Raw genomic sequence first — 19,809 nt, forward strand, 5'->3', positions numbered from 1 at the left:
CATGCACCCTGTGAATCAGCTGGCAGCGGGGTAGCGATAGAAGCCGCGACCGGACTTCTGGCCGAGGCGGCCGGCGTCGATCATGCGCAGCAGGAGGGGCGGCGGCGCGTAGAGCGGCTCGGCGTACTCGGCGAAGAGGGTGTCGGCGATGACCTTCACGGTGTCGAGGCCCACGAGATCGGCCAGCTTGATCGGGCCCATGGGATGCGCACAGCCGAGCATCATCGCCCGATCGACGTCCTCGGCGGTCACGAGGCCGTTCTCCACCATCCGGATCGCCGACAGCAGATACGGGACGAGAAGCGCGTTGACCACGAACCCCGAGCGGTCTTCGGACCGGATGACCTGCTTGCCCAACACATCCGAGGCGAACAGTTCGGCGCGTGCGGCGATCGTGTCGTCGGTGCTCGCGGTCGTGATGAGCTCCACGAGCGGCAGCACCGGCACCGGGTGGAAGAAGTGCAGACCGATCACGCGGCGAGTGTCCGCGGTCGCCGCGCCCAGTCGTGTGATCGGGATCGAGGAGGTGGTGGAGGCGAGCACGGCGTCGGGGCAGGTGACGATCCCATCGAGTGCGGCGAACAGCGCCGTCTTCACGGCCTCGTCCTCCACCACGGCCTCGCACACCATCTGACGGTCGGCGAACCGGTCGAGATCGGTGGTGAACACCATTCGTGCGCAGGCCTGTTCGCGTTCCCGCGCGGTGAGCGCACCGCTGCTCACGCCGCGGTCGAGGGAGTCGAGGACCCGGCTGCGTCCGCTGGCGACCCGGTCGCGGGTGGTGTCGTACACGAGGACGTCGACACCGGCACGGGCGCACACCTCGGCGATCCCGGAACCGATCTGGCCCGAACCGACCACGCCGACACGCGACACGGGTTCACCTGTCACGGTCGGCTCCTCACCTGATGGGGACATGCGGATACAGATCGGGGTGGGCACGACGGATGTCGTACCCACCCCGGTCGGGTAATGCTGTGCGGTCCGGTCCTAGTGGAACTGACCCTCTTCGGTGGAGCCCTTCAGCGCCGCGGTCGACGTGTTGGGGTCGACGGTGGTGGCGATGCGGTCGAAGTAACCGGCACCGACCTCACGCTGGTGCTTGGTGGCGGTGTAGCCACGCGACTCGGCGGCGAACTCGCGCTCCTGCAGCTCGACGTAGGCGCTCATCTGGTTGCGGGCGTAGCCGTGGGCCAGATCGAACATCGAGTAGTTGAGGGCGTGGAAGCCGGCCAGGGTGATGAACTGGAACTTGAAGCCCATGGCGCCCAGCTCGTTCTGGAACTTGGCGATGGTCTCGTCGTCGAGGTGCTGCTTCCAGTTGAACGACGGGCTGCAGTTGTAGGCCAGCAGCTGGTCGGGGAAGTCGGCCTTGACGGCCTCGGCGAACTTCTTCGCGAGCTCCAGGTCGGGCTTGCCGGTCTCCATCCAGATGAGGTCGGAGTACGGGGCGTAGGCCTTGGCACGGGCGATGCAGGGCTCGATGCCCTTCTTCACGCCGTAGAAGCCCTCTGCCGTGCGGCTGCCGTCGAGGAACGGCTGGTCGCGCTCGTCCACATCGGAGGTGATGAGGGTGGCGGCCTCGGCGTCGGTACGCGCGATGACGACGGTCGGGGTGTCGGAGACGTCGGCGGCGAGACGTGCCGAGGTCAGCGTGCGGATGTGCTGCTGGGTGGGGATGAGCACCTTGCCACCGAGGTGGCCGCACTTCTTCTCCGAGGCCAGCTGATCCTCCCAGTGGGTACCGGCGGCACCGGCGGCGATCATGGCCTTCTGCAGCTCGTAGACGTTGAGCGCGCCACCGAAGCCGGCCTCACCGTCGGCGACGATCGGGACGACCCAGTTGTCGACGGCGTTGTCGCCCTCGACCTTGGCGATCTCGTCGGCACGCAGCATCGCGTTGTTGATGCGGCGGACCACCGACGGCACCGAGTTGGCCGGGTACAGCGACTGGTCGGGGTAGGTGTGACCCGACAGGTTCGCGTCACCGGCGACCTGCCAGCCCGAGAGGTAGATGGCCTTGAGGCCGGCACGCACCTGCTGCACGGCCATGTTGCCGGTGAGGGCGCCCAGCGCGTTGATGTACTCGTCGCCGTTGACGCCGTTCACGCCGTCCCAGAGGATCTCGGCGCCACGCTTGGCCAGCGTGTTCTGCTCGACGACCGAGCCCTGGAGCTCGGAGACCTGCTCGGCGGTGTACTCGCGGGTGATGCCCTTCCAACGGGGATTGGTGTCCCAGTCCTGCTGGATCTCCGCGGTGGTCCTCGGCTTTCCGGTGTTGCTCATGCCCACTTCACTTTCATCGACTTCGTCTATTTGTTTGTCCTGTGGCGCATCGCGCCGAGCGGGGGGCTGCCGGATCTGTGGTGAGATCTGGCGTTCTCCTGGCTAGTTCCCGGATGGATTCGCAACCGGTGAGCCACTCGAAGGCGCCGCCTGTACCGAGGGTGCCACATGACAAACGTGCTGGTCCACACCTCGAAGATGCCAATCAGAGCCACAATCGATGACTGTTTTGCAAACTCTGCGAAGATGTCTCTGCGAAGAAGTGGGCGAATCAGGCGCAAAAAGTACGCGCGTACTGCGTTTTTACGTCGCGCTCACGGCGGACCGTTCGACACGAGGCCGGCCGACCGCACCGCGTGCCGACCTCACCGAGCCGGGATGGAGTGACCATGATCACAGTTCTCACGACCGTAATCTGGTCGTCGTGAGCAGGACCGACGGACGCACGTACGTGGGGTCACGCCTGCGCGCGCTGCGATCCGAACGAGGACTGTCCCAGGTCGCCCTGGCGCAGACCCTCGCCATCTCGCCGTCGTATCTCAACCAGATCGAGCACGACGCCCGCCCGCTGACCGACTCGGTGCTGGCGCGGATCAGTGAGGTCTTCGGGATCGAGGCCGAGTTCTTCAACTCCCAGGACAACGTCCGCCTCGTCGCCGAGATGAGGGAGGTGCTCGGCGACCCCGACCTCGACGCCGAGGCCGACACCGCCGACGTCGCGGAGATGGTGCGCTCACATCCCGACCTCGCCCGCGCGATGGTGAACCTGCACCGCCGCTACCGCATCGCGACCGACCAGCTCGCCGCAGCCACCGACGACCGTGTGGACGGCAGCATGCGAGGGTCGATCACCGCGCCTCATGAGGAGGTCCGCGACTACTTCTACCAACGCCACAACTACCTGCACGAACTCGACGTCGCGGCCGAGGAGATGGCCACCCGCATGCGGATGCACTCCGGCGACGTCCGCCGCGAGATCCACAACCGACTCGAGACCGTGCACGGCGTGGAGATCGTGCGACGCGTCGACATGGGCGACACCCTCATGCACCGGCTCGACCCCCGCACCCGACGGCTCGAGATCTCCCGACACCTCTCCGGCGGTCAGCGCACCTTCAAGCTCGCCGCCGAACTGGCCTATCTCGAATACGGCGATCTGCTCGACAAGCTCGCCGACGAGGGCAACTTCACCAACGACGAGGCACGCAGCCTGGCCCGACTCGGGCTGGCCAACTACTTCGCGGCCGCCGCGGTGCTCCCCTACTCCCAGTTCCACGGCGCCGCAGAGGATTTCCGCTACGACATCGAACGACTCTCGGCGTTCTACCAGGTCTCCTACGAGACGATCTGCCACCGACTGTCCACGCTGCAGCGGCCGAATCTGCGCGGCATCCCGTTCTCGTTCGTCCGTGTCGACCGCGCGGGCAACATGTCCAAACGCCAGTCGGCGACGGGCTTCCACTTCTCCTCCAGCGGCGGCACGTGCCCGCTGTGGAACGTCTACGAGACCTTCGCCTCGCCGGGCAAGATCCTGACGCAGATCGCCCAGATGCCCGACGGCCGCACGTATCTGTGGGTCGCCCGCACCGTCGAACGACGCGCCGCCCGCTACGGCCAGCCCGGTAAGACCTTCGCCATCGGGCTGGGATGCGAACTGCGCCATGCGGGTCGGCTCGTGTACTCCGACGGCCTCGAGATCGGGCCGCAGGCCCAGGTGACCCCCATCGGCGCGGGCTGTCGGGTGTGCGAACGCGTCAACTGCGCACAGCGCGCATTCCCGGCGTTGGGGGCGACCCTGCAGATCGACGAGCACCGCAGCACCATCTCGCCCTATCTCATCGACTGACCCTCTAACCTCGGACACGTGACCCAACCTCGCGTGGCCCCGGGCAATCTCCGACAACTCGGTCCGTTCAACTGGGTGTTCTGCCGTGCCGCGGCGCGCACGCAGGGGGTGAGCGACATGCACATCTTCTCGACCCTCGGACGCACCGGCGGTCTGTTCCGCGGGTGGCTGCACTATTCGGGTCGCCTCATGCCGTTCGGGCCGCTGTCACGCAAAGAGACCGAGATGGTCATCATCCGTACCGCGCACCTGCGGCAGTGCGCCTACGAACTCGATCACCACCTGCGAATGGGCAAGCGCGCCGGGATCGACCGCGCGTTGGCCGAGCGGATCATGGAGGGTCCCGACGCGGGCTTCGCCGAGCGTGAGCGCGCGATCCTCACCGCCGTGGACGAGCTGGTGGGCGAACGCGACATCTCCGACCGCAACTGGGATGCCCTGCGGGGGCATCTCACGCCGAAGCAGCAGATCGGACTGGTGATGCTGGTCAACCAGTACGACTCGCTGGCCACCACGATCGGGACCCTGCGCATCGAGCGCGACCGATGACCCCCCGGCCGATCGGTTCGGCCACCGACCGGGTCCGCGCCCTGCTGACGGTGCCCGTGCGCGACGAGTCGGCCGGCTACCTCGACGTGCTCCCCCCGCCCGAGACGGGCGAGTCGCTGAGCCTGCGGATGATGCAGAACCCGATCTTCGCCGAGGTCTACGAACGGGCGTGGCGACCGGTGTTCACGCGCCTGTTCAGCCTGGGGGGCACCTCCACCAAGGCGTTCGACCGGCAGCTCACCGCGCGTCTGAGCCGTCCCGGCGACCGGATGATCCTCGACGTCGCCTGCGGACCCGGCAACTACACACGTCGTTTCGGGACCGACCTCGACCGCGGCGGTCTCGCCGTCGGGCTCGACTTCTCGGCCCCGATGCTCGGCCGCGCCGTACTCGACAACACCGGGCCGCAGGTCGCCTACGTACGCGGTGACGCCCACGCACTGCCGTTCTTCGACAACACCTTCGACACCGTCGCCTGCCTCGCAGCGCTGTACCTGATCACCGACCCGATGACCGTGATCGACGAACTCGCGCGGGTGGTCGCGCCCGGTGGCGAGGTCGTCGTGTTCACGACCGTGCGGACCCGTCTGACCTCGGTCCCCGGGACCGGGCTGCTCAACCGCGCGACCGGGTTCCGCATCTTCGGCCGGGACGAGATCACCGAACGCCTCGCCGCGGCGGGTCTGACCGACATCGACCAGACCATCACCGGCCAGGGTCAGTTCGTGACCGCCCGCAAGCCATCTGACATGTAAACGTGTCAACAATCGGTGTGACGATTCGGCCATGAGACGGCCACTCCTGCGTTAGCGTGACTCCCGTGCCGGGGAGGGCACACCGCGGGAGGGGGCACCACATGTACGGACACACACCGACGGCGACCGCGTTCGCCCGGCCCGACGCGCGTCCGCTGGCCGCGATCGGGTACGCGGTTCGAGAACTGTTGCGGGGCCGCAACGGCGACACCCAGATCGACGCCGACATCAAGCATCTCGGGGTCCGGATCTCCTGTGCCGCGATGACACTCGTCGGGTCGCGTCGTTCGCCCGCACCGGCACACACCCCCGGCCACCTCGAGTCCGCGATCGCCGCCGCAGCCATGGCCGCGGTCGCCGACGCCGAGGAGTTCGAGCCGGCCATCGACGAGGACGACATCGCGCGGACCATCACCTCCGCGGTCGCCATGTGGACACGCGACGGCATCGACCTCGCAGCGATCCTGTCGGTGGTGGGCAGCGCCTTCGACACAGTCGTGCGTGCGCTGACCGAGCCCGAGTCCCCGCGGCCGGACGCGGTCCCCGAGGTCGGTGTCGACCGCGCGCAGACGATCCGCGCCCTGTCGCTGCTGATCGACATCCGCGGTCGCGTGATCTCCATCGTGACCCGGGCGTTCGTCGCCGAGGCCGACCACGAACTCATCACGCCCGCCGACTCGCCGCGGGAGTCGTTCGTCACGGAGGTACTCGCCGGGCGCATGCACGTCCACCAGTCCGGCGAGTTCGGGATCGCGCCCGCCGAGCGGTACCAGGTCCTCGCGCTCGTCGCCGACGCCGGCACCCCGACGTGGCGACGCCTGCGCACCGTGGCCCCCGACGTCCTCGGCGACTGGGCGCTGTGTCTGCTCGGGGCGCGCGGCGGCACGGCGATCGTCCCGCTGCATCGACCCGACGACGTCGTCGGCGCCGACGCGGTCGAGGCGCTGCGCGAGGCGATGGGCGCCGACGTGACGTGCACGTCGGTGATCGGCGGCCCCACCGAGGTCCCCCGAATCGCCGCCGACGCCGACGAACTGCTCGAACTCGCCCGCGCGATCGGCAAGCCGCCGGGTTTCTACGAGCTCACCGACCTCGTCGTCGAATACCAGGTCACCCGGCCGGGACCCGCTCGCGACCGGCTCGCGGCGTTGATCCGCCCGCTGGAGGACAACGCACAGTTGCTCGAGACGCTGCGTATCCACATGTCGTGCGGATTGAACCGCCGGGAGACCGCGCGGCGTCTGTCGATCCACCCGAACACCGTGGACAACCGCATGGTGAAGGTGTCCGAGGCCATCGGGCTCGACCTGAGCCGCCCGCGGTCCATCGCCCAGACCCAGTCGGCGATCCTCGCCTTCGACGCGGCGGGCGCGGCGCACTGAACCCTCGGGTTCAGAACGACCGGTAGTCGCGGACCGCGAGGCGGTGTCCCCGACGCTCCACCCGGGTGCCGTACAGCTCGATGAGCCGCACCACCCGATATCGTTGTCCCCGATACGGTTCGAGCAATTCGAGCATGCCGGCGTCGTCGACCGGTCTCCCGATCAGCGTCTGCCCTACGGTCTTGCACACGTGGTAATCGCCGACGGGCACCACGTCGGGATCGCCCACCGCGCGACACCGCACCTCCGATTCGGTCCACCGGCCCACCCCGCGCAGCAACGTCAGCTTGGTGTGATGGCGTTCCACGTCGAGCGCGGTCGCGCCACGGATGGTGCGCATCCGGACCGGTTCGATACCGCTGCGGTGCCACTCCCAGTTGGGGATGTCGGCCCAGTCACGTTGCGGTGGCGGCACTCTCATGTCGGCCGAGGGTCCGTCGGCCGGGCCGGGAGCGGGTTCGCCGAAGCGCCGCACCAGATATCGCCATGCGCGCCACGCCTCGCGGCCGAGCACCTTCTGCTCCATGATCGCCGGGACCAACGCCTCCCACACGCGGTCGGTGCGGCCCAGCCGTACACCGGCGTGATCGGCCTGCCGCTGGAGTTCGGCGACTCTCGCGTCGCGGGCGATCAGCTCCGAGGGGTCGTCGTCGGCACCGAGCAGTGACGGCAGGTGCTCCAGCAGCCACGCCGCGCCCGGGCCCCACCCGTGCCCGGTCACCACGCCCGAGCGTCGGGTGATGGCCATCGTGCCGGGACCGTCGGGGGTGTGGCTGGCCTTCCAGACCGATCCGTCGGGCGCGAACCGGAACGAGGGGTCGCCGCTGCCGCGCCGGTGCAGCGCGAGCGTGCGCCGGATGTCGAGCGGCCAGGGTGGTGCCCAGTCCCTGGTCAGCTCGCCGTCCATCGGCGTCGGGGTTCTCGCGGTGTGGACTGTCGGCGGGGACTACAGGTTGATCATGTGGCCGACGGCGCCGTGGAACGTCTCCTGCATGGCCTCCGACAGCGTCGGGTGCGTGTGCACGTTGCGCGCGAGCTCGTGCGCGGTGAGATCCCACTTCTGGGCCAGGGTCAGCTCGGGCAGCATCTCGGAGACGTTGTCGCCCACCAGGTGTCCGCCGATGAGCTCGTCGTGAGTGGTGTCGGTGATGAGCTTGACGAAGCCGGCGGGCTCGCCGAGTCCCTGCGCCTTGCCGTTGGCGGTGAACGGGAAGGTGGTGACCTTCACGTCGTAGCCCTCGTCCTTGGCCTGCTCCTCGGTGAGCCCGAAGGAGGCGACCTGCGGCTGACAGAACGTCGCGCGCGGCATCATCCGGTAGTCGCCGAGCGGCATGGTCTCGGCGCCGGAGATGGTCTCGGCGGCCACGACACCCTGCGCCTCGGCCACGTGGGCCAGCATCAGCTTCGCGGTGACGTCGCCGATCGCGTAGATGCCGTCGACGTTGGTGCGCATGTACTCGTCGATCGCGATGGCGCCGCGCTCGGTGAGTTCGACGCCGGTCTTGTCGAGGCCGAATCCCTCGACGCGCGGGGCGAACCCGACCGACATCATCACCTTGTCGACGGTGAGGTCGCTGTCGTTGCCCTTGGCGTCGGTGTAGCTGACGACGACCTTCGAGCCCTGGTCGTCGACGGTCTTGACCTTCGTCGAGGTCAGGATCTTCACGCCGAGCTTCTTGTACTGCTTGGCGAGCTCCTTCGAGGAGTCCTTGTCCTCGTTGGGCAGCACGCGGTCGAGGAACTCGATGATGGTGACGTCGACGCCGTAGTTGGCGAGCACGTAACCGAACTCCATACCGATCGCGCCGGCACCGACGATGGCGATCGACTCGGGGAGGTCACGGGTGAGGATCTGCGTCTCGTAGGTGACCACGTTGTCGGAGAGCTCGACACCGGGCAGCAGCTTCACGTACGAACCGGTGTCGATGATGACGTTGTCGAACGTGACCTCGCGGTCGTCTGTGTTCTGAGCCGGATCCGCTTCGCTGCTCGGCCGGACCGTGATCGCCTTCGGGCCGGTGAACACCCCGTAGCCGTCGATCTCGGTGATCTTGTTCTTCTTCATCAGGAAGTGGACACCCTTGACGATGCCCTCGGAGACCTTGCGGCTGCGGTCGTAGGCCGCGCCGAAGTCGAAGGTCACCTCACCGGAGATCCCGAAGGTCTTCGCCTGCGAGTGGAAGATGTGGGCGAGCTCGGCGTTGCGTAGCAGCGCCTTCGACGGGATGCACCCGACGTTGAGGCACACACCGCCCCAGTACTTCTCTTCGATGACGGCGACGGACTGCCCGAGCTGGGCGCACCGGATCGCGGCGACGTACCCTCCCGGACCTGCGCCGAGGACAACTGTGTCGAAGTGTTCAGCCACGGGCGCCAGCCTACGTTGCCCGTGCGTGCCCACGCAGGCCGACCGACGGAAGTTCGCGTACGGCGCAAGGACCCCGTCGCGGAGCCGACATTCTCCGCGCTTCGGTCGTCGAGGTTGTGAGCCGGAGGCGGCCGGGAACATACTCCGACAATGTCTGCCGTCCACCGTCCGCTGACCGTCGAATCCGCCCTGACCACAGGTCATCTCGATGTCGTCACGCTCGGTGTCTGCCTTGTCGTGCTTGCCGTGTACTGGTGGGCGTGGCGCCGGTCGACGGTGTCGGCGGGTCGGGGCGCGGTGTTCACCGTGATGGGTGTCGGGGTCTGGATGATCTCGACGGCGAGCTTCATCGGGGCGTATGCCGACGTGCTGTTCTGGGTGCGGGCGTTGCAGGTGGTGATCCTGCTGCTGATCGTGCCGTTCGGGCTGGCCGCGGGGATGCCGCTCACCGTCGCGCGTGACGCCCTCGGACCGCGCGGCACGCGACGATTCGATGCGGCGTTGGCGTCGACGGCGGCGCGCGTGCTCACCTACCCCGCGGTCACCTCGGCGGCCGTACTGGTGACGCCGTGGCTGTTCTATCTCACCGGCTGGTACGAGGCGGTGCTGCGCGGCACCGCCCTCGACGTCGTCACCCGCCTGCTTTTCGTGGGGGTCGGCTTCGGCTACTTCTGGTCGCGGCTGCAGGTCGACCCGGTGCCGCGCCGGTTCCCCCAGGCCCTGTCGCTGCTGATCACGCTGGTCGAGACGATCGGCGACGGTCTGCTCGGGGTCGTGATCTGGCAGGGAGGCGACATCGCGCACGGCTACTACGCGGCACTCGACCGCATGTGGGGGCCGTCGCTGCGCACCGATCAGATCATCGGTGCCGGCATCCTGTGGGTCCTCGGCGACGTGGTGGGACTGCCGTTCCTGCTCACGCTGATGAGTCGGTTCCGTACCGAACAGACCCGGCGAGCCGACGAGATCGACGCCGAGATCGACGAGGCCGCGACATCGGCCGCGGCCCGCGGGGACGGTGAACGCGACGACACCGAGACCGCTGCGCCGTCCGCACTGTGGTGGGAGACCGACGCCACGCTGCGCGACCGGTTCCGCTGATCGGGCGCCTGACACAATCGGGCGGGTGACCGACACGGCGAGCAACCCCGACGATCCGTACCTGTGGCTCGAAGACGTCACCGGCGAGCAGTCGCTGGCGTGGGTGCGCGAACACAACCAGCCCACCCTCGACGAGCTCACCGGAGGCGAGCGGTTCGCCGAACTCGAGGCCTCGGCCTTGGAGATCCTCGACACCGACGACCGCATCCCCTACGTGCGCCGGCGCGGAGAGCACCTCTACAACTACTGGCGCGACGCCACCAACACCCGCGGCCTGTGGCGGCGCACCACCCTCGAGTCGTACCGCACCGACCGGCCCGACTGGGACGTGCTGATCGATCTCGATGCCGTCGCAGAGGCCGAGGACGAGAACTGGGTGTGGCAGGGCGCGGCCGTCCTGCGGCCCGACCACGAGCGCGCGCTGGTGTCGTTGTCACGCGGTGGCGCCGATGCCGCCGTCGTCCGCGAGTTCGATCTCGTGTCGCGCACGTGGGTCGATCCCGACGGACCCGATCGCGGGTTCGCCCTGCCCGAGGAGAAGTCCGACGTCGGATGGATCGATCGCGACACCGTCTTCGTGGGCACCGATTTCGGCCCCGACGCAGACGGCGTGTCGTCGCTGACCGACTCGGGTTACCCACGTGTCGCCAAACGCTGGCGCCGTGGCACACCTCTTGCCGAGGCGGAGACGGTGTTCGCCGGGGAGACAACCGATGTCGCCGTGCAGATCAGCCACGATGCGACCCCCGGCTTCGAACGCGACTTCCTCGTGCGTGCGGTCGACTTCTTCCACCAGATCACCTTCGAGGTGCGCGACGGCGAGCTGATCGAGATCGGCGTACCCGACGACGCACACACCGTGATCCGCCACGACTGGCTGTTCGTGCTGACCCGCTCGGACTGGGTGATTGGCGAGACCACCCATCCCGCAGGCACTCTCGTGGTGTTCGACTACCCGCGCTTCCTCGCGGGCGACGAAGGTGCGGGTCAGGTGTTGTTCGCACCCGACGCACACACCAGCCTGCAGGACGTGCGGGCGACAGCGTCGCACCTGGCGTTGGTGACGCTGCACGACGTGCAGACCGAGGTCCACCTGCTGACGCTCGGGGACTGGGTACGCGCCGACCTCGCGGGGTTGCCGCCGCTGGCCACGATCTCGGTGCTCGACACCGACCCCGACGTGGGCGACGAGATCTTCCTGTCGGCGAGCAGCTTCACCACCCCGCCGACCCTGCTCCACGGCAGCACTGTCGACGGTGTGACGCCGCTGAAGCAGAGCCCGGCCCACTTCGACGCCGACGGCATCTCGGCGACACAGTATTTCGCCACCTCCGACGACGGCACCTCGGTGCCGTACTTCGTGGTGAAGCGCGATGACGTCGCGTCGGGACCGACGCTGCTGTACGGCTACGGCGGCTTCGAGAACTCGATGACACCGGGGTATGCGGCCATCTCCGCACGAAGCTGGATCACGCGGGGCGGGATCTATGTGATCGCGAACATCCGTGGCGGAGGCGAATACGGTCCGTCGTGGCACACCCAGGCACTGAAGGCGGGGCGCCACCTGGTGTTCGAGGACTTCTCGTCGGTCGCGAAGGACCTCGTCACCCGCGGGCTCACCTCGCCCGATCGTCTGGCTGCGCAGGGTGGGTCTAACGGCGGTCTGTTGATGGGCGTGATGGTGACGACGTACCCGGAGTTGTTCGGCGCCATCGTGTGTCAGGTGCCGCTGCTCGACATGAAGCGTTACCACCTGCTGTTGGCCGGTGCGTCCTGGGTGGCCGAGTACGGCAACCCCGACGATCCTGCGGAGTGGAAGTTCCTCTCGGAGTACTCGCCGTATCAACGGATCGTCGCCGATGCGCGGTATCCCGACCTGTTGATGACGACCTCCACCCGCGACGACCGTGTACACCCCGGCCACGCCCGCAAGTTCACGGCACGGATGGAGGAGCTGGGGCACCGCGTGCGCTACTACGAGAACATCGAGGGTGGCCACGGCGGCGCCGCCGACAACAAGCAGTCGGCCTTCAAATCGGCCCTGGCGTACGAGTTCCTCTGGCAGACCATCGGTTCCCGCTGACTGCCCGGTGGTGCTGACTGTGTGGAAAGTCGGCCGGTAGGGCTGACTGTGTGGAAACGGCCGTCGAGTGTGCTCACCACACGACGTGAGCCGACAGCGCAGCAACGCACACTCGGCGACCGGCTTCCGCACCGTCAGCGGTAGTAGAACGCGACCAGACAAGCGAAATACACCAGCGTTCAACAACATCCACCAAATTCAATCGCCCACCCCTCGAACATCCGTGCTAGGATAGATGTACAGATCCACTTGGGGAGGGGGCAAACCGATGAACGATATCCAATCGGATTACGCTGCCCTGGAACAGATCGTGGACAGAATCCTCATCGCCGACTCCACCTCGTGCACCGAGGAGGAGGTCGCGGATCTCGCCATCCGCCATGAACGCATCGCCCGCCGACTCGAGGCCGCCGGCAACCGCAGGATCCTCGAGGTCTCCGACCGCGACGCCCACCGCACCGTCGGGTGTGTGAACCTGACCGAGTTCCTGCGGACGACACTGCGCGTGACGCAACCGAAGAAGCGGCTCAAAGAAGTGCAGGCACTCGAACCGATGCACGCCATGACCGGCGAGAAGCTTCCACCGGTCTGCCCGAACACCGCACGAGAGTTGGCGGCCGGTGCGATCGGACCCGACCATGTCCACGCAGTCCTCGATGTGATGGCCAAGATTCCGACCGCTGTCGAGCCAGAGCACCGCGCGTTCGCGGAGCAGACCCTGGCCGAGTTCGCGACCACACTCACACCGAAAGAGATCGGCGCCGCCGGTGTCCGGATCATCGCCCACCTCGATCCCGACGGCCGGTTGACCGACGACCGCGACCGCGACCGCGCACGAAATCGGAAACTGAACCTCGGCTGCCAAGACAGCCAGTTGATGTCGAAGCTCGCCGCCACTCTGGATCCGATCACGCGCGCCCTGTTCGATGTCGTGCTCGCGAAATGGGCGGCTCCGGGGATGAACAATCCCGACGACGACCAGTCCCCTCACGGTGACGGCAGCGAGATCAGCGGTGATGTGTTGCGGGAAGCCGCGGATCGAGATTGCCGGTCGCAGTCACAACGCAACCACGATGCCCTCCAGGCTGTGCTCGATGCCGCCGTGAACGGTGGACTGCTCGGCGGATCTCATCGAGGGTTGCCGCCACAGATCATCGTGTCGATCACCGACGCCCAGCTGCGTGAACACGCCGGCGTCGCGCGCACCGCGACCGGTAGCGATCTACCGATGAGTGACGTCGTGAAGCTGGCCACCGACGCTGAAACCCATCTCGCGGTGTTCAGTGACGTCACCGGCGAACCCCTGTTCTTCGGCCGGGCCCGCCGGTTGGCGTCGCAAGGGCAACGGTTGATGGCGTTCGCGCAGTACCGCGGCTGCAGCAAAGACGACTGCGGCGTCGCCTTTGCGCACGCCGAGATGCATCACGCCGAAACAGATTGGGCCGACGGCGGTCTCACTGACGTCACCGATATGGCTCCCGCATGCGGACCCCACAACCGGGCCGTCGGAACCGAACCCCATCAATGGGTCACCGAGAAGATCACCGACGGTCCCGACAAAGGCCGCTACGGCTGGCGCCGCAACACCGATCCACCAGGCTCTGCGAGAGCCAACCACCTTCACCGGATCGACGAACTCCTCGAACGATTCCGGAACCCGCCTGACATTCCCGCAGTGAGTCGACAGTTCGACATCACCTGGCCTGAGTTCGAGCTCTATCCGGCTGCCTAGCTCGTGGTTGTGTTTCACCACCGCTGACTGTGCGGAAAGCCGTCGTCGAATGTGCGCTGTTCGCTTCTCGGCTCACGTCGCGCTGCCAGCACATTCGACTCGGCTTTCCACACACTCAGCAGTACCGACTCGCGCTTTCCACACAGTCAGCGACGGGCGCGTTCGAAGGTCAGCGAGACGAGGATGCCGGCGGCGACAAGGGCGACGCCGACACCGCCGACGATCAGCGAGGTGTGGTGGAGATCGTCGACGGAGGAGTCGATGATGATGCGCGCGATCTGTCGGGCCGAGCTCTGGGCACCGGCCACCTCGTCATCGGCGCGACTGCGCGCGAACACCCCGAGTACCCAGCTCACCGCGCCGGCGATCACGAGCCCCACGCCGAGCGCGGCGAGGGTGAACCCACGTCGTCGGGCGAGGACGAGCGCAAGCAGGGCGAACACCACCGCGATCCCGGCCGCGACGAACGCGATGCGCGTCACCTGGTCGCCGGCCGTTGCATACCGGCCGGCCTCGAGCCCGCTGCGGCGCGACTCGCTCAGCGGGATCTCCACCGGCTGGGTGAGGCGCACCCCGCGGATACCGAAGTCCCGGATCGCCCGGTTCACCATCGCCGTCAGATCGAGGGTGAGGACGCCGTTGCGCTCGGCATCGGTGGTCGGTTCGGTGAACAGCCAATCGTGCTGCTGGCCCAGCACATCGGCGAAATCGGCGACGAACTGGTCACTGCGTGTGTAGGCCCCGGTCGCGGGTCGGACCAGCGTCGCGCTCACCGTGCCGTCGGTCTGATCGGAGATCTGCGCGGCGATCTCGTCGGCCATCAGATCCTGGATCTGCCTGTCGTGGGCCATCGGCGACACGAACGACGTGAACCCGTCGCGGTCGATCACCCGGTAGTGCACCCACAGCGACGGCAGCGCCCCCACCATTGCGATGATCGCGATCAGGGTCGCCAGTCCCGCACCAAACGTCCGCACCCGCCCCACGCTACCGATCGCACACGAGCCGCCGCCGCTACTCCCCCAGCAGGTCGCGCGCGCGTCCCACGATGTGGGGGTCCGGTGTGCCGACGATCTGGGCGTCCTTGCCCGAGTAGTCGAAGAGGCTGAGCACGTGACGCATGGCGTTGACGCGGGCACGCTTCTTGTCGTTGCTCTTCACCACCGTCCACGGCGCGTGATCGGTGTCGGTGTGGGAGAACATCTCCTCCTTGGCCGCGGTGTACTTGTCCCACTTGTCGAGCGAGGCGAGGTCCATCGGCGACAGCTTCCACTGCCGCACCGGATCGACCTGCCGTATCGCGAAACGGGTGCGCTGCTCGAGCGCGGTCACCGAGAACCAGAACTTCACGAGGTGAATGCCGTCGTCGATCAGCATCTTCTCGAACAGCGGCGCCTGCCGGACGAACCGCGCGTGCTGGGCGTCGGTCGCGAAACCCATCACCCGCTCGACACCGGTGCGGTTGTACCAGGACCGGTCGAACAGCACGATCTCACCGGCGGCCGGCAGATGCGAGACGTACCGCTGGAAGTACCACTGCGTCGACTCTCGTTCCGACGGCTTCTCCAACGCGACAACCCGCGCGCCACGCGGGTTGAGGTGCTCCATGAAGCGCTTGATGGTGCCGCCCTTGCCCGCGGCGTCCCGACCCTCGAACAGGATCACCACCCGGGCGCCGGTCTCCTTGGCCCAGTTCTGCAGCTTGAGGAGCTCGATCTGCAGCAGTCGCTTCTCGAGTTCGTAGTCGGTGCGCGACATCCGCTCGTCATACGGATAGCCCTCCCGCCAGGTGTCGACGACGGAGTGGTCGCTGCGCAGGATCAGGCGGGGGTCGTCGTCGTCGGAGTCGTCGACGGTGAAGCCCGACGTGTCCGCGAGATCGACCACATGGGCCAACTCCTCACGTCCGATGGACGTGCTCAGGTCGACGCCGTTCATCAATTCGGTCACCCGCCGAGATTAGAACGGCAGTCGGACCGCGACGTGACGTGCAGGTGAACGGCGCGCATCACCGCGAGGGGCCGCCTCAGCGCACGTTGGTGAAGTACGTCCGACCCGTTCCGAAGCAGAAGGTGCCGCTGGTGCTGTCGTAGGCTGCCGCCGCACCGCCACTGCAGCGCACACCACCGTCACCGGAGTACGCCGCGCCACCGATGCCGGCCACCGAGATCGACGTGCCGCCGCTGCGAGCCTGTGCAACGGAGAGTCCGCCGGGTCCGACACTGAAGGAGTAGCTCGTGGCGCCGCTGCGCGCACCGGCCAGAGCGGTCGAACCGGGCGCGGTGTTGAGGGCGTTCGCGCGCCCGTTGGTCAGCGAGGAGGCCACCGCGGTACCCGCGCCGGAACGGTCCTCGGCGTGAGCGGTCGCCACGCCCTGGGCGCGCGCACCACAACTTCCGGCGCCCACAACACGATTCACCTGCGCGTTGTTGGCCGCGTCGCAGACCAGCGGTGCCGCCGAGGCGCCCCCGGTCCCGACGAGCGACATCGCGCCCACGGCGCACGCGCCGACGAATCCTGCTGCAACCGTGCGCACTGCCATCCGTGAACCAACCCGAAACATGCTGAACCTCAACTGATCTTCTCGAAACCCGCGAGCCCGGCGGCCACCGACTCGCACGCGCCAACCGTACTCGCCGCCACACCGTTCGACGCCGCAGCGCCGTGCATCGATCAGGTCACGAACGCAGACGCCCGGCCGGCCTCGGGAGCCGCGGCGATCCGCCGGTCAGGAACTACGACGCTTCGCCTCGGCGGTGAGGCCCTTCTTCGCCGTCTCGACGGCCTTCTTCTGGGCCTGCTTCACGATCAGTCCGGGCATCTTGATCTTCAGATCCGCCTCGAGCTCGAAGGCCACATGCGACCCGCCGTCCTTCTCGGTGACGGTGTAGGTGCCCTTCTGCGAGGACAATTGGTCACTCTCGACCAGTTCCCACGTGCAGCTGTTCTCGGTCCAGGTGTAGTCGAGGACCTCGTTGTCGGTGATGCCGGCCATCGTGACCGCGACCTTCACCCGCTTGGGACTGCCGTCGGAGTGCTCCTCGAGGATCTCGGCGCTCTTGTGCGGGCCGGACCACTCGGGAAGCGCCTCCACATCGAGCAGGATCTCCATGATCACCGACGGTGCGACGTCGACATCGAATTCGGTGTTACCGCTGACTGCCATGGCAGCGAAGGTACCCGACCGGACCACGACCGCGTGGCCGATCACCGCCCCCGGGCCCCGACCCCTATTCGGTCTCCTCGAGACGCAGTGGCCAGGCCTCGTCGGGAATGTCGTGAATCGTGCACGGACGATCACTCGCGGTGAACCATCCCCGGAAATGCATGATCTCGCCCAGGGTCACGTTGCGGACGGTGGCGTCGAGGCGGAACCGCTGCGCGTCGTCATCCCACTCCTCGACGTAGCGCATCGACGTCGCGAACAACCCGCGCATCCCCATCCGCAGGCCGCGGCTGAGCATCCGCATCGGCTCGCTCTCCAGGATCAGCGACCCACCGGGGCCGACCCGGGGGTTCAGCGGGATCAACAGAAAAGGCCCGTCGCCGAAGTAGTCGACGAGACCCGACGACCCGTTCACGAGAAGCGAGTGCAGACGTTGCTCGCCGTTGGAGTACGCGAACCGACGGATGACGGCCAGCGATTCCCGCCCCCGCTCGTCGACGTAGCAGTAGTTGTCCATGAAGAACGGGACGTGGCGACTCGTGGTCGTCGGCATCACGTTGCGTCTACGGAAGAAGCGCAGCACCGGGGGCGTGAGCTTCGAGGTGCAGAACACCGACTCGACGATCCCGCTCGTCACCTGCGCGACGCCCGATGTCGAATCGACGCCGTACCGCCACTGGATGTTCGGGTGCAGCTTGGTGAACTCCGAGCCCAGGGCGGCGCGATACACCGGTGTCATCCGCGCACCACCGCTCCCGACCCGGACATGACTGGTGAATCTACTCCCGCGACACCCCAGCCGTCACAGGAACACCATCGCGCCGGTTCGCGCCGGCACCGGCCCTGTTCACGCGGTCTGCAGCCCACTCCCGCCCCGGCCACGACGGGTCGCGGGGTAACTTCGCACGCGAGGTCCACACGTCTTGTCGAATCCGGGGGTACCACCCATGTCGTCGCCCAGCGCCGCGCTGTCCTCCCTGACCCTCGACCCCTTGCCGTCGGAGGGATACGTCTTCACCACGCAGTGGCCGGTGCGCACCAGCGACATGAACGAGAACGAGATCCTCGGCTACGACTCGGCCGCCCGCTACCTGCAGGAGGCCGGTGCCCTGCACCTCGCCGACGGCAACGCGCTCGGTGACCACGAGTTCTGGATCGCGCGTCGCACCGTCATCGACATGATCGAACCCATCAGTTGGCCGAACACCGTGACCGTGTCCCGCTGGTGTTCGGGATTGTCGTCGCGCTGGTGCGACATGCGGGTGCAGATCGTCGGCGACAACGGTGGACGGGTCGAGACCGTCGGCTTCTGGCTGAACATCAACATCGAGACCGAGGGGATCGGCCGGATGAGCGACTACGTGATCTCACGCCTGTCGACGACCACCGACAACACCCGCCTACGCTGGAAACCCATGTTGACCGAACCACTCCCCGCCGAGTCGCCGCGCACCTTCCAGATCCGCCGCAGCGACACCGACCGATTCGGGCACGTCACCAACGCGATCTACTGGCAGGCCGTCGCCGAGGTCGCACCCGAGGTCGCGGAGCTGGTCACCGCACCCCATCGCCTGGTGGTCGAGTTCAACAAGCCGATCATGTACGGGCAGGAGGTCCACCTGACCACCGCACCCATCGACGACGGACTGCTCGTGTGGCTGTCGGTCGACGGCGAATCCCGTTCGCACGCCTCGATCACCGCGTTGGCCGCCTGATGTCGACGACCGAGCCGCTGGTGGCGACCCCCCTGACCGACAAACCGACCGAGGGTTACGTCTTCGACACCGGTTGGCCACTGTCGAGCGCCGACATCGATCAGTACGAAGGGCTCAGCGTCGACGGCATCGCCCGATACCTGCAGGAAGCGGGCGCGCAACACCTCGTCGACGCCGGCGCCTTCGAGACCCACAAGTTCTGGATCGTGCGCCGCACCGTCATCGACGTGATCCGACCGATCACCTGGCCCGACGAGGTACACCTGTCGCGCTGGTGCTCGGGCATCTCGCCCCGCTGGTGCAACATGCGCGTGCGCATCACGAGTGAGAACGGCGGCCTGATCGAGACCGAGGGCTTCTGGATCAACATGAACATGGAGACCCAGTCGCCGGGTCGCCTCGAGGACGAGTTCTTCGACATGCTCGCCACCACCACCGACAACCATCGGCTGCGGTGGAAGGCGTGGCTGAACACCCCGCTCGAGAACGAGTCCGATCGTCGGTTCGTGCTGCGCCACGCCGACACCGACCGTCTCGACCACGTGAACAACTCGGTGTACCTCCAGGCGCTGCGAGAAGTGTTCGCAGACAACACAGAACTGCTGAGCAACCCCTACCGACTGGTGATCGAGTACAACAAGCCGATCACCTTCGGCGAGGACGTGCGCATCACCACCGCGCCCACCGACGGCGGCATCCTCATCTGGCTCTCGGTCGCCGGCGACTCCCGCGCCCACGCGTCGATCACCGCGCTGCCGACCGCCTAGGTCGGTCGTCGACACCCTTGCCAATTAAAACAGTATGGGCGTACTGTTTTAATTGGCAG

General features: G+C 67.2%; 18 protein-coding genes. 9 read left to right on the forward strand and 9 right to left on the reverse strand.

Features of this window, described 5'->3' with window-relative positions; translation table 11 throughout:
* Positions 1-15: 15 nt before the first annotated feature.
* Both ACLBW1_RS10740 and aceA read right to left on the reverse strand, forming a co-directional pair.
* The gene (locus ACLBW1_RS10740; RefSeq protein ID WP_447811814.1) at positions 16-891 is read right to left on the reverse strand and encodes a 3-hydroxybutyryl-CoA dehydrogenase; all 876 of its coding nucleotides are present in this window, start codon (positions 889-891) and stop codon (positions 16-18) included.
* Positions 892-990: 99 nt separating this feature from the next.
* On the reverse strand, positions 991-2,286 hold the full coding sequence (gene aceA / locus ACLBW1_RS10745) for an isocitrate lyase (RefSeq protein WP_447811815.1): 1,296 nt from the start codon (positions 2,284-2,286) through the stop codon (positions 991-993).
* Between the two features lie 424 nt (positions 2,287-2,710).
* Between aceA and ramB the strand changes: the two genes are divergently transcribed.
* The 4 genes from ramB to ACLBW1_RS10765 all read left to right on the forward strand — a co-directional run bounded on the left by ramB (position 2,711) and on the right by ACLBW1_RS10765 (position 6,818).
* Positions 2,711-4,132 (forward strand): acetate metabolism transcriptional regulator RamB, encoded by a 1,422-nt coding sequence (ramB, locus tag ACLBW1_RS10750; RefSeq protein WP_447811816.1) that lies wholly within the window; start codon positions 2,711-2,713, stop codon positions 4,130-4,132.
* 18 nt (positions 4,133-4,150) lie between these two features.
* The gene (locus ACLBW1_RS10755; protein ID WP_447811817.1) at positions 4,151-4,681 is read left to right on the forward strand and encodes a carboxymuconolactone decarboxylase family protein; all 531 of its coding nucleotides are present in this window, start codon (positions 4,151-4,153) and stop codon (positions 4,679-4,681) included.
* Positions 4,678-5,436: a class I SAM-dependent methyltransferase gene (locus ACLBW1_RS10760; protein ID WP_447811818.1), complete on the forward strand. Its 759-nt coding sequence runs from the start codon at positions 4,678-4,680 to the stop codon at positions 5,434-5,436. The genes ACLBW1_RS10755 and ACLBW1_RS10760 overlap by 4 nt, the downstream gene beginning before the upstream one ends.
* A 101-nt stretch (positions 5,437-5,537) precedes the next feature.
* Entirely contained in the window at positions 5,538-6,818 is a 1,281-nt protein-coding gene (locus ACLBW1_RS10765) for a PucR family transcriptional regulator (protein WP_447811819.1), read from the forward strand.
* Between the two features lie 10 nt (positions 6,819-6,828).
* Here ACLBW1_RS10765 and ACLBW1_RS10770 read toward each other — a convergent pair whose 3' ends face one another.
* Together ACLBW1_RS10770 and lpdA are read right to left on the reverse strand one after the other, a co-directional pair.
* Positions 6,829-7,725 carry a DNA-3-methyladenine glycosylase family protein gene (locus tag ACLBW1_RS10770; RefSeq protein ID WP_447811820.1) on the reverse strand — a complete coding sequence of 299 codons (897 nt, stop codon included), beginning with the start codon at positions 7,723-7,725 and terminating at the stop codon, positions 6,829-6,831.
* A 39-nt stretch (positions 7,726-7,764) separates the two neighbouring features.
* Positions 7,765-9,186: a dihydrolipoyl dehydrogenase gene (gene lpdA, locus ACLBW1_RS10775; RefSeq protein ID WP_447811821.1), complete on the reverse strand. Its 1,422-nt coding sequence runs from the start codon at positions 9,184-9,186 to the stop codon at positions 7,765-7,767.
* Between the two features lie 150 nt (positions 9,187-9,336).
* Between lpdA and ACLBW1_RS10780 the strand changes: the two genes are divergently transcribed.
* The 3 genes from ACLBW1_RS10780 to ACLBW1_RS10790 all read left to right on the forward strand — a co-directional run bounded on the left by ACLBW1_RS10780 (position 9,337) and on the right by ACLBW1_RS10790 (position 14,102).
* Entirely contained in the window at positions 9,337-10,287 is a 951-nt protein-coding gene (locus ACLBW1_RS10780; protein WP_447811822.1) for a cytochrome c oxidase assembly protein, read from the forward strand.
* A gap of 25 nt (positions 10,288-10,312) precedes the next feature.
* Positions 10,313-12,370 (forward strand): prolyl oligopeptidase family serine peptidase, encoded by a 2,058-nt coding sequence (locus ACLBW1_RS10785; RefSeq protein ID WP_447811823.1) that lies wholly within the window; start codon positions 10,313-10,315, stop codon positions 12,368-12,370.
* 268 nt (positions 12,371-12,638) lie between these two features.
* On the forward strand, positions 12,639-14,102 hold the full coding sequence (locus ACLBW1_RS10790) for a DUF222 domain-containing protein (RefSeq protein ID WP_447811824.1): 1,464 nt from the start codon (positions 12,639-12,641) through the stop codon (positions 14,100-14,102).
* Positions 14,103-14,248: 146 nt separating this feature from the next.
* Here ACLBW1_RS10790 and ACLBW1_RS10795 read toward each other — a convergent pair whose 3' ends face one another.
* The 5 genes from ACLBW1_RS10795 to ACLBW1_RS10815 all read right to left on the reverse strand — a co-directional run bounded on the left by ACLBW1_RS10795 (position 14,249) and on the right by ACLBW1_RS10815 (position 18,007).
* The gene (locus tag ACLBW1_RS10795) at positions 14,249-15,079 is read right to left on the reverse strand and encodes a hypothetical protein (protein WP_447811825.1); all 831 of its coding nucleotides are present in this window, start codon (positions 15,077-15,079) and stop codon (positions 14,249-14,251) included.
* A gap of 37 nt (positions 15,080-15,116) precedes the next feature.
* Complete coding sequence (gene ppk2 / locus ACLBW1_RS10800; RefSeq protein WP_447812157.1) at positions 15,117-16,040, reverse strand: polyphosphate kinase 2; 924 nt, start codon at positions 16,038-16,040, stop codon at positions 15,117-15,119.
* Between the two features lie 88 nt (positions 16,041-16,128).
* Positions 16,129-16,644 carry a DUF6764 family protein gene (locus ACLBW1_RS10805; protein ID WP_447811826.1) on the reverse strand — a complete coding sequence of 172 codons (516 nt, stop codon included), beginning with the start codon at positions 16,642-16,644 and terminating at the stop codon, positions 16,129-16,131.
* Between the two features lie 186 nt (positions 16,645-16,830).
* A complete protein-coding gene (locus ACLBW1_RS10810; protein WP_045821824.1) occupies positions 16,831-17,268 on the reverse strand; it encodes an SRPBCC family protein in 438 nt (145 codons plus the stop codon).
* Positions 17,269-17,332: 64 nt separating this feature from the next.
* The gene (locus ACLBW1_RS10815; RefSeq protein WP_447811827.1) at positions 17,333-18,007 is read right to left on the reverse strand and encodes a DUF4166 domain-containing protein; all 675 of its coding nucleotides are present in this window, start codon (positions 18,005-18,007) and stop codon (positions 17,333-17,335) included.
* 208 nt (positions 18,008-18,215) lie between these two features.
* Here ACLBW1_RS10815 and ACLBW1_RS10820 point away from each other — a divergent pair, with 208 nt between their 5' ends.
* Both ACLBW1_RS10820 and ACLBW1_RS10825 read left to right on the forward strand, forming a co-directional pair.
* Positions 18,216-18,983 (forward strand): acyl-[acyl-carrier-protein] thioesterase, encoded by a 768-nt coding sequence (locus ACLBW1_RS10820; protein WP_447811828.1) that lies wholly within the window; start codon positions 18,216-18,218, stop codon positions 18,981-18,983.
* A gap of 20 nt (positions 18,984-19,003) precedes the next feature.
* A complete protein-coding gene (locus tag ACLBW1_RS10825) occupies positions 19,004-19,750 on the forward strand; it encodes an acyl-[acyl-carrier-protein] thioesterase (RefSeq protein ID WP_447811829.1) in 747 nt (248 codons plus the stop codon).
* Positions 19,751-19,809: the final 59 nt, after the last annotated feature.

The sequence above is a fragment of the Williamsia sp. M5A3_1d genome (genome assembly GCF_053345315.1).

Excerpts from the sequence above, each read along its gene's own strand:
- ACLBW1_RS10805 (WP_447811826.1), bottom strand. The coding sequence starts at position 16,644 with ATGGCAGTGCGCACGGTTGCAGCAGGATTCGTCGGCGCGTGCGCCGTG.
- ACLBW1_RS10810 (WP_045821824.1), bottom strand. The coding sequence starts at position 17,268 with ATGGCAGTCAGCGGTAACACCGAATTCGATGTCGACGTCGCACCGTCG.
- ACLBW1_RS10780 (WP_447811822.1), top strand. The coding sequence starts at position 9,337 with ATGTCTGCCGTCCACCGTCCGCTGACCGTCGAATCCGCCCTGACCACA.
- aceA (WP_447811815.1), bottom strand. The coding sequence starts at position 2,286 with ATGAGCAACACCGGAAAGCCGAGGACCACCGCGGAGATCCAGCAGGAC.
- ACLBW1_RS10820 (WP_447811828.1), top strand. The coding sequence starts at position 18,216 with ATGTCGTCGCCCAGCGCCGCGCTGTCCTCCCTGACCCTCGACCCCTTG.
- ACLBW1_RS10760 (WP_447811818.1), top strand. The coding sequence starts at position 4,678 with ATGACCCCCCGGCCGATCGGTTCGGCCACCGACCGGGTCCGCGCCCTG.
- ACLBW1_RS10770 (WP_447811820.1), bottom strand. The coding sequence starts at position 7,725 with ATGGACGGCGAGCTGACCAGGGACTGGGCACCACCCTGGCCGCTCGAC.
- ACLBW1_RS10790 (WP_447811824.1), top strand. The coding sequence starts at position 12,639 with ATGAACGATATCCAATCGGATTACGCTGCCCTGGAACAGATCGTGGAC.
- ppk2 (WP_447812157.1), bottom strand. The coding sequence starts at position 16,040 with ATGAACGGCGTCGACCTGAGCACGTCCATCGGACGTGAGGAGTTGGCC.
- ACLBW1_RS10765 (WP_447811819.1), top strand. The coding sequence starts at position 5,538 with ATGTACGGACACACACCGACGGCGACCGCGTTCGCCCGGCCCGACGCG.
- ACLBW1_RS10815 (WP_447811827.1), bottom strand. The coding sequence starts at position 18,007 with ATGACACCGGTGTATCGCGCCGCCCTGGGCTCGGAGTTCACCAAGCTG.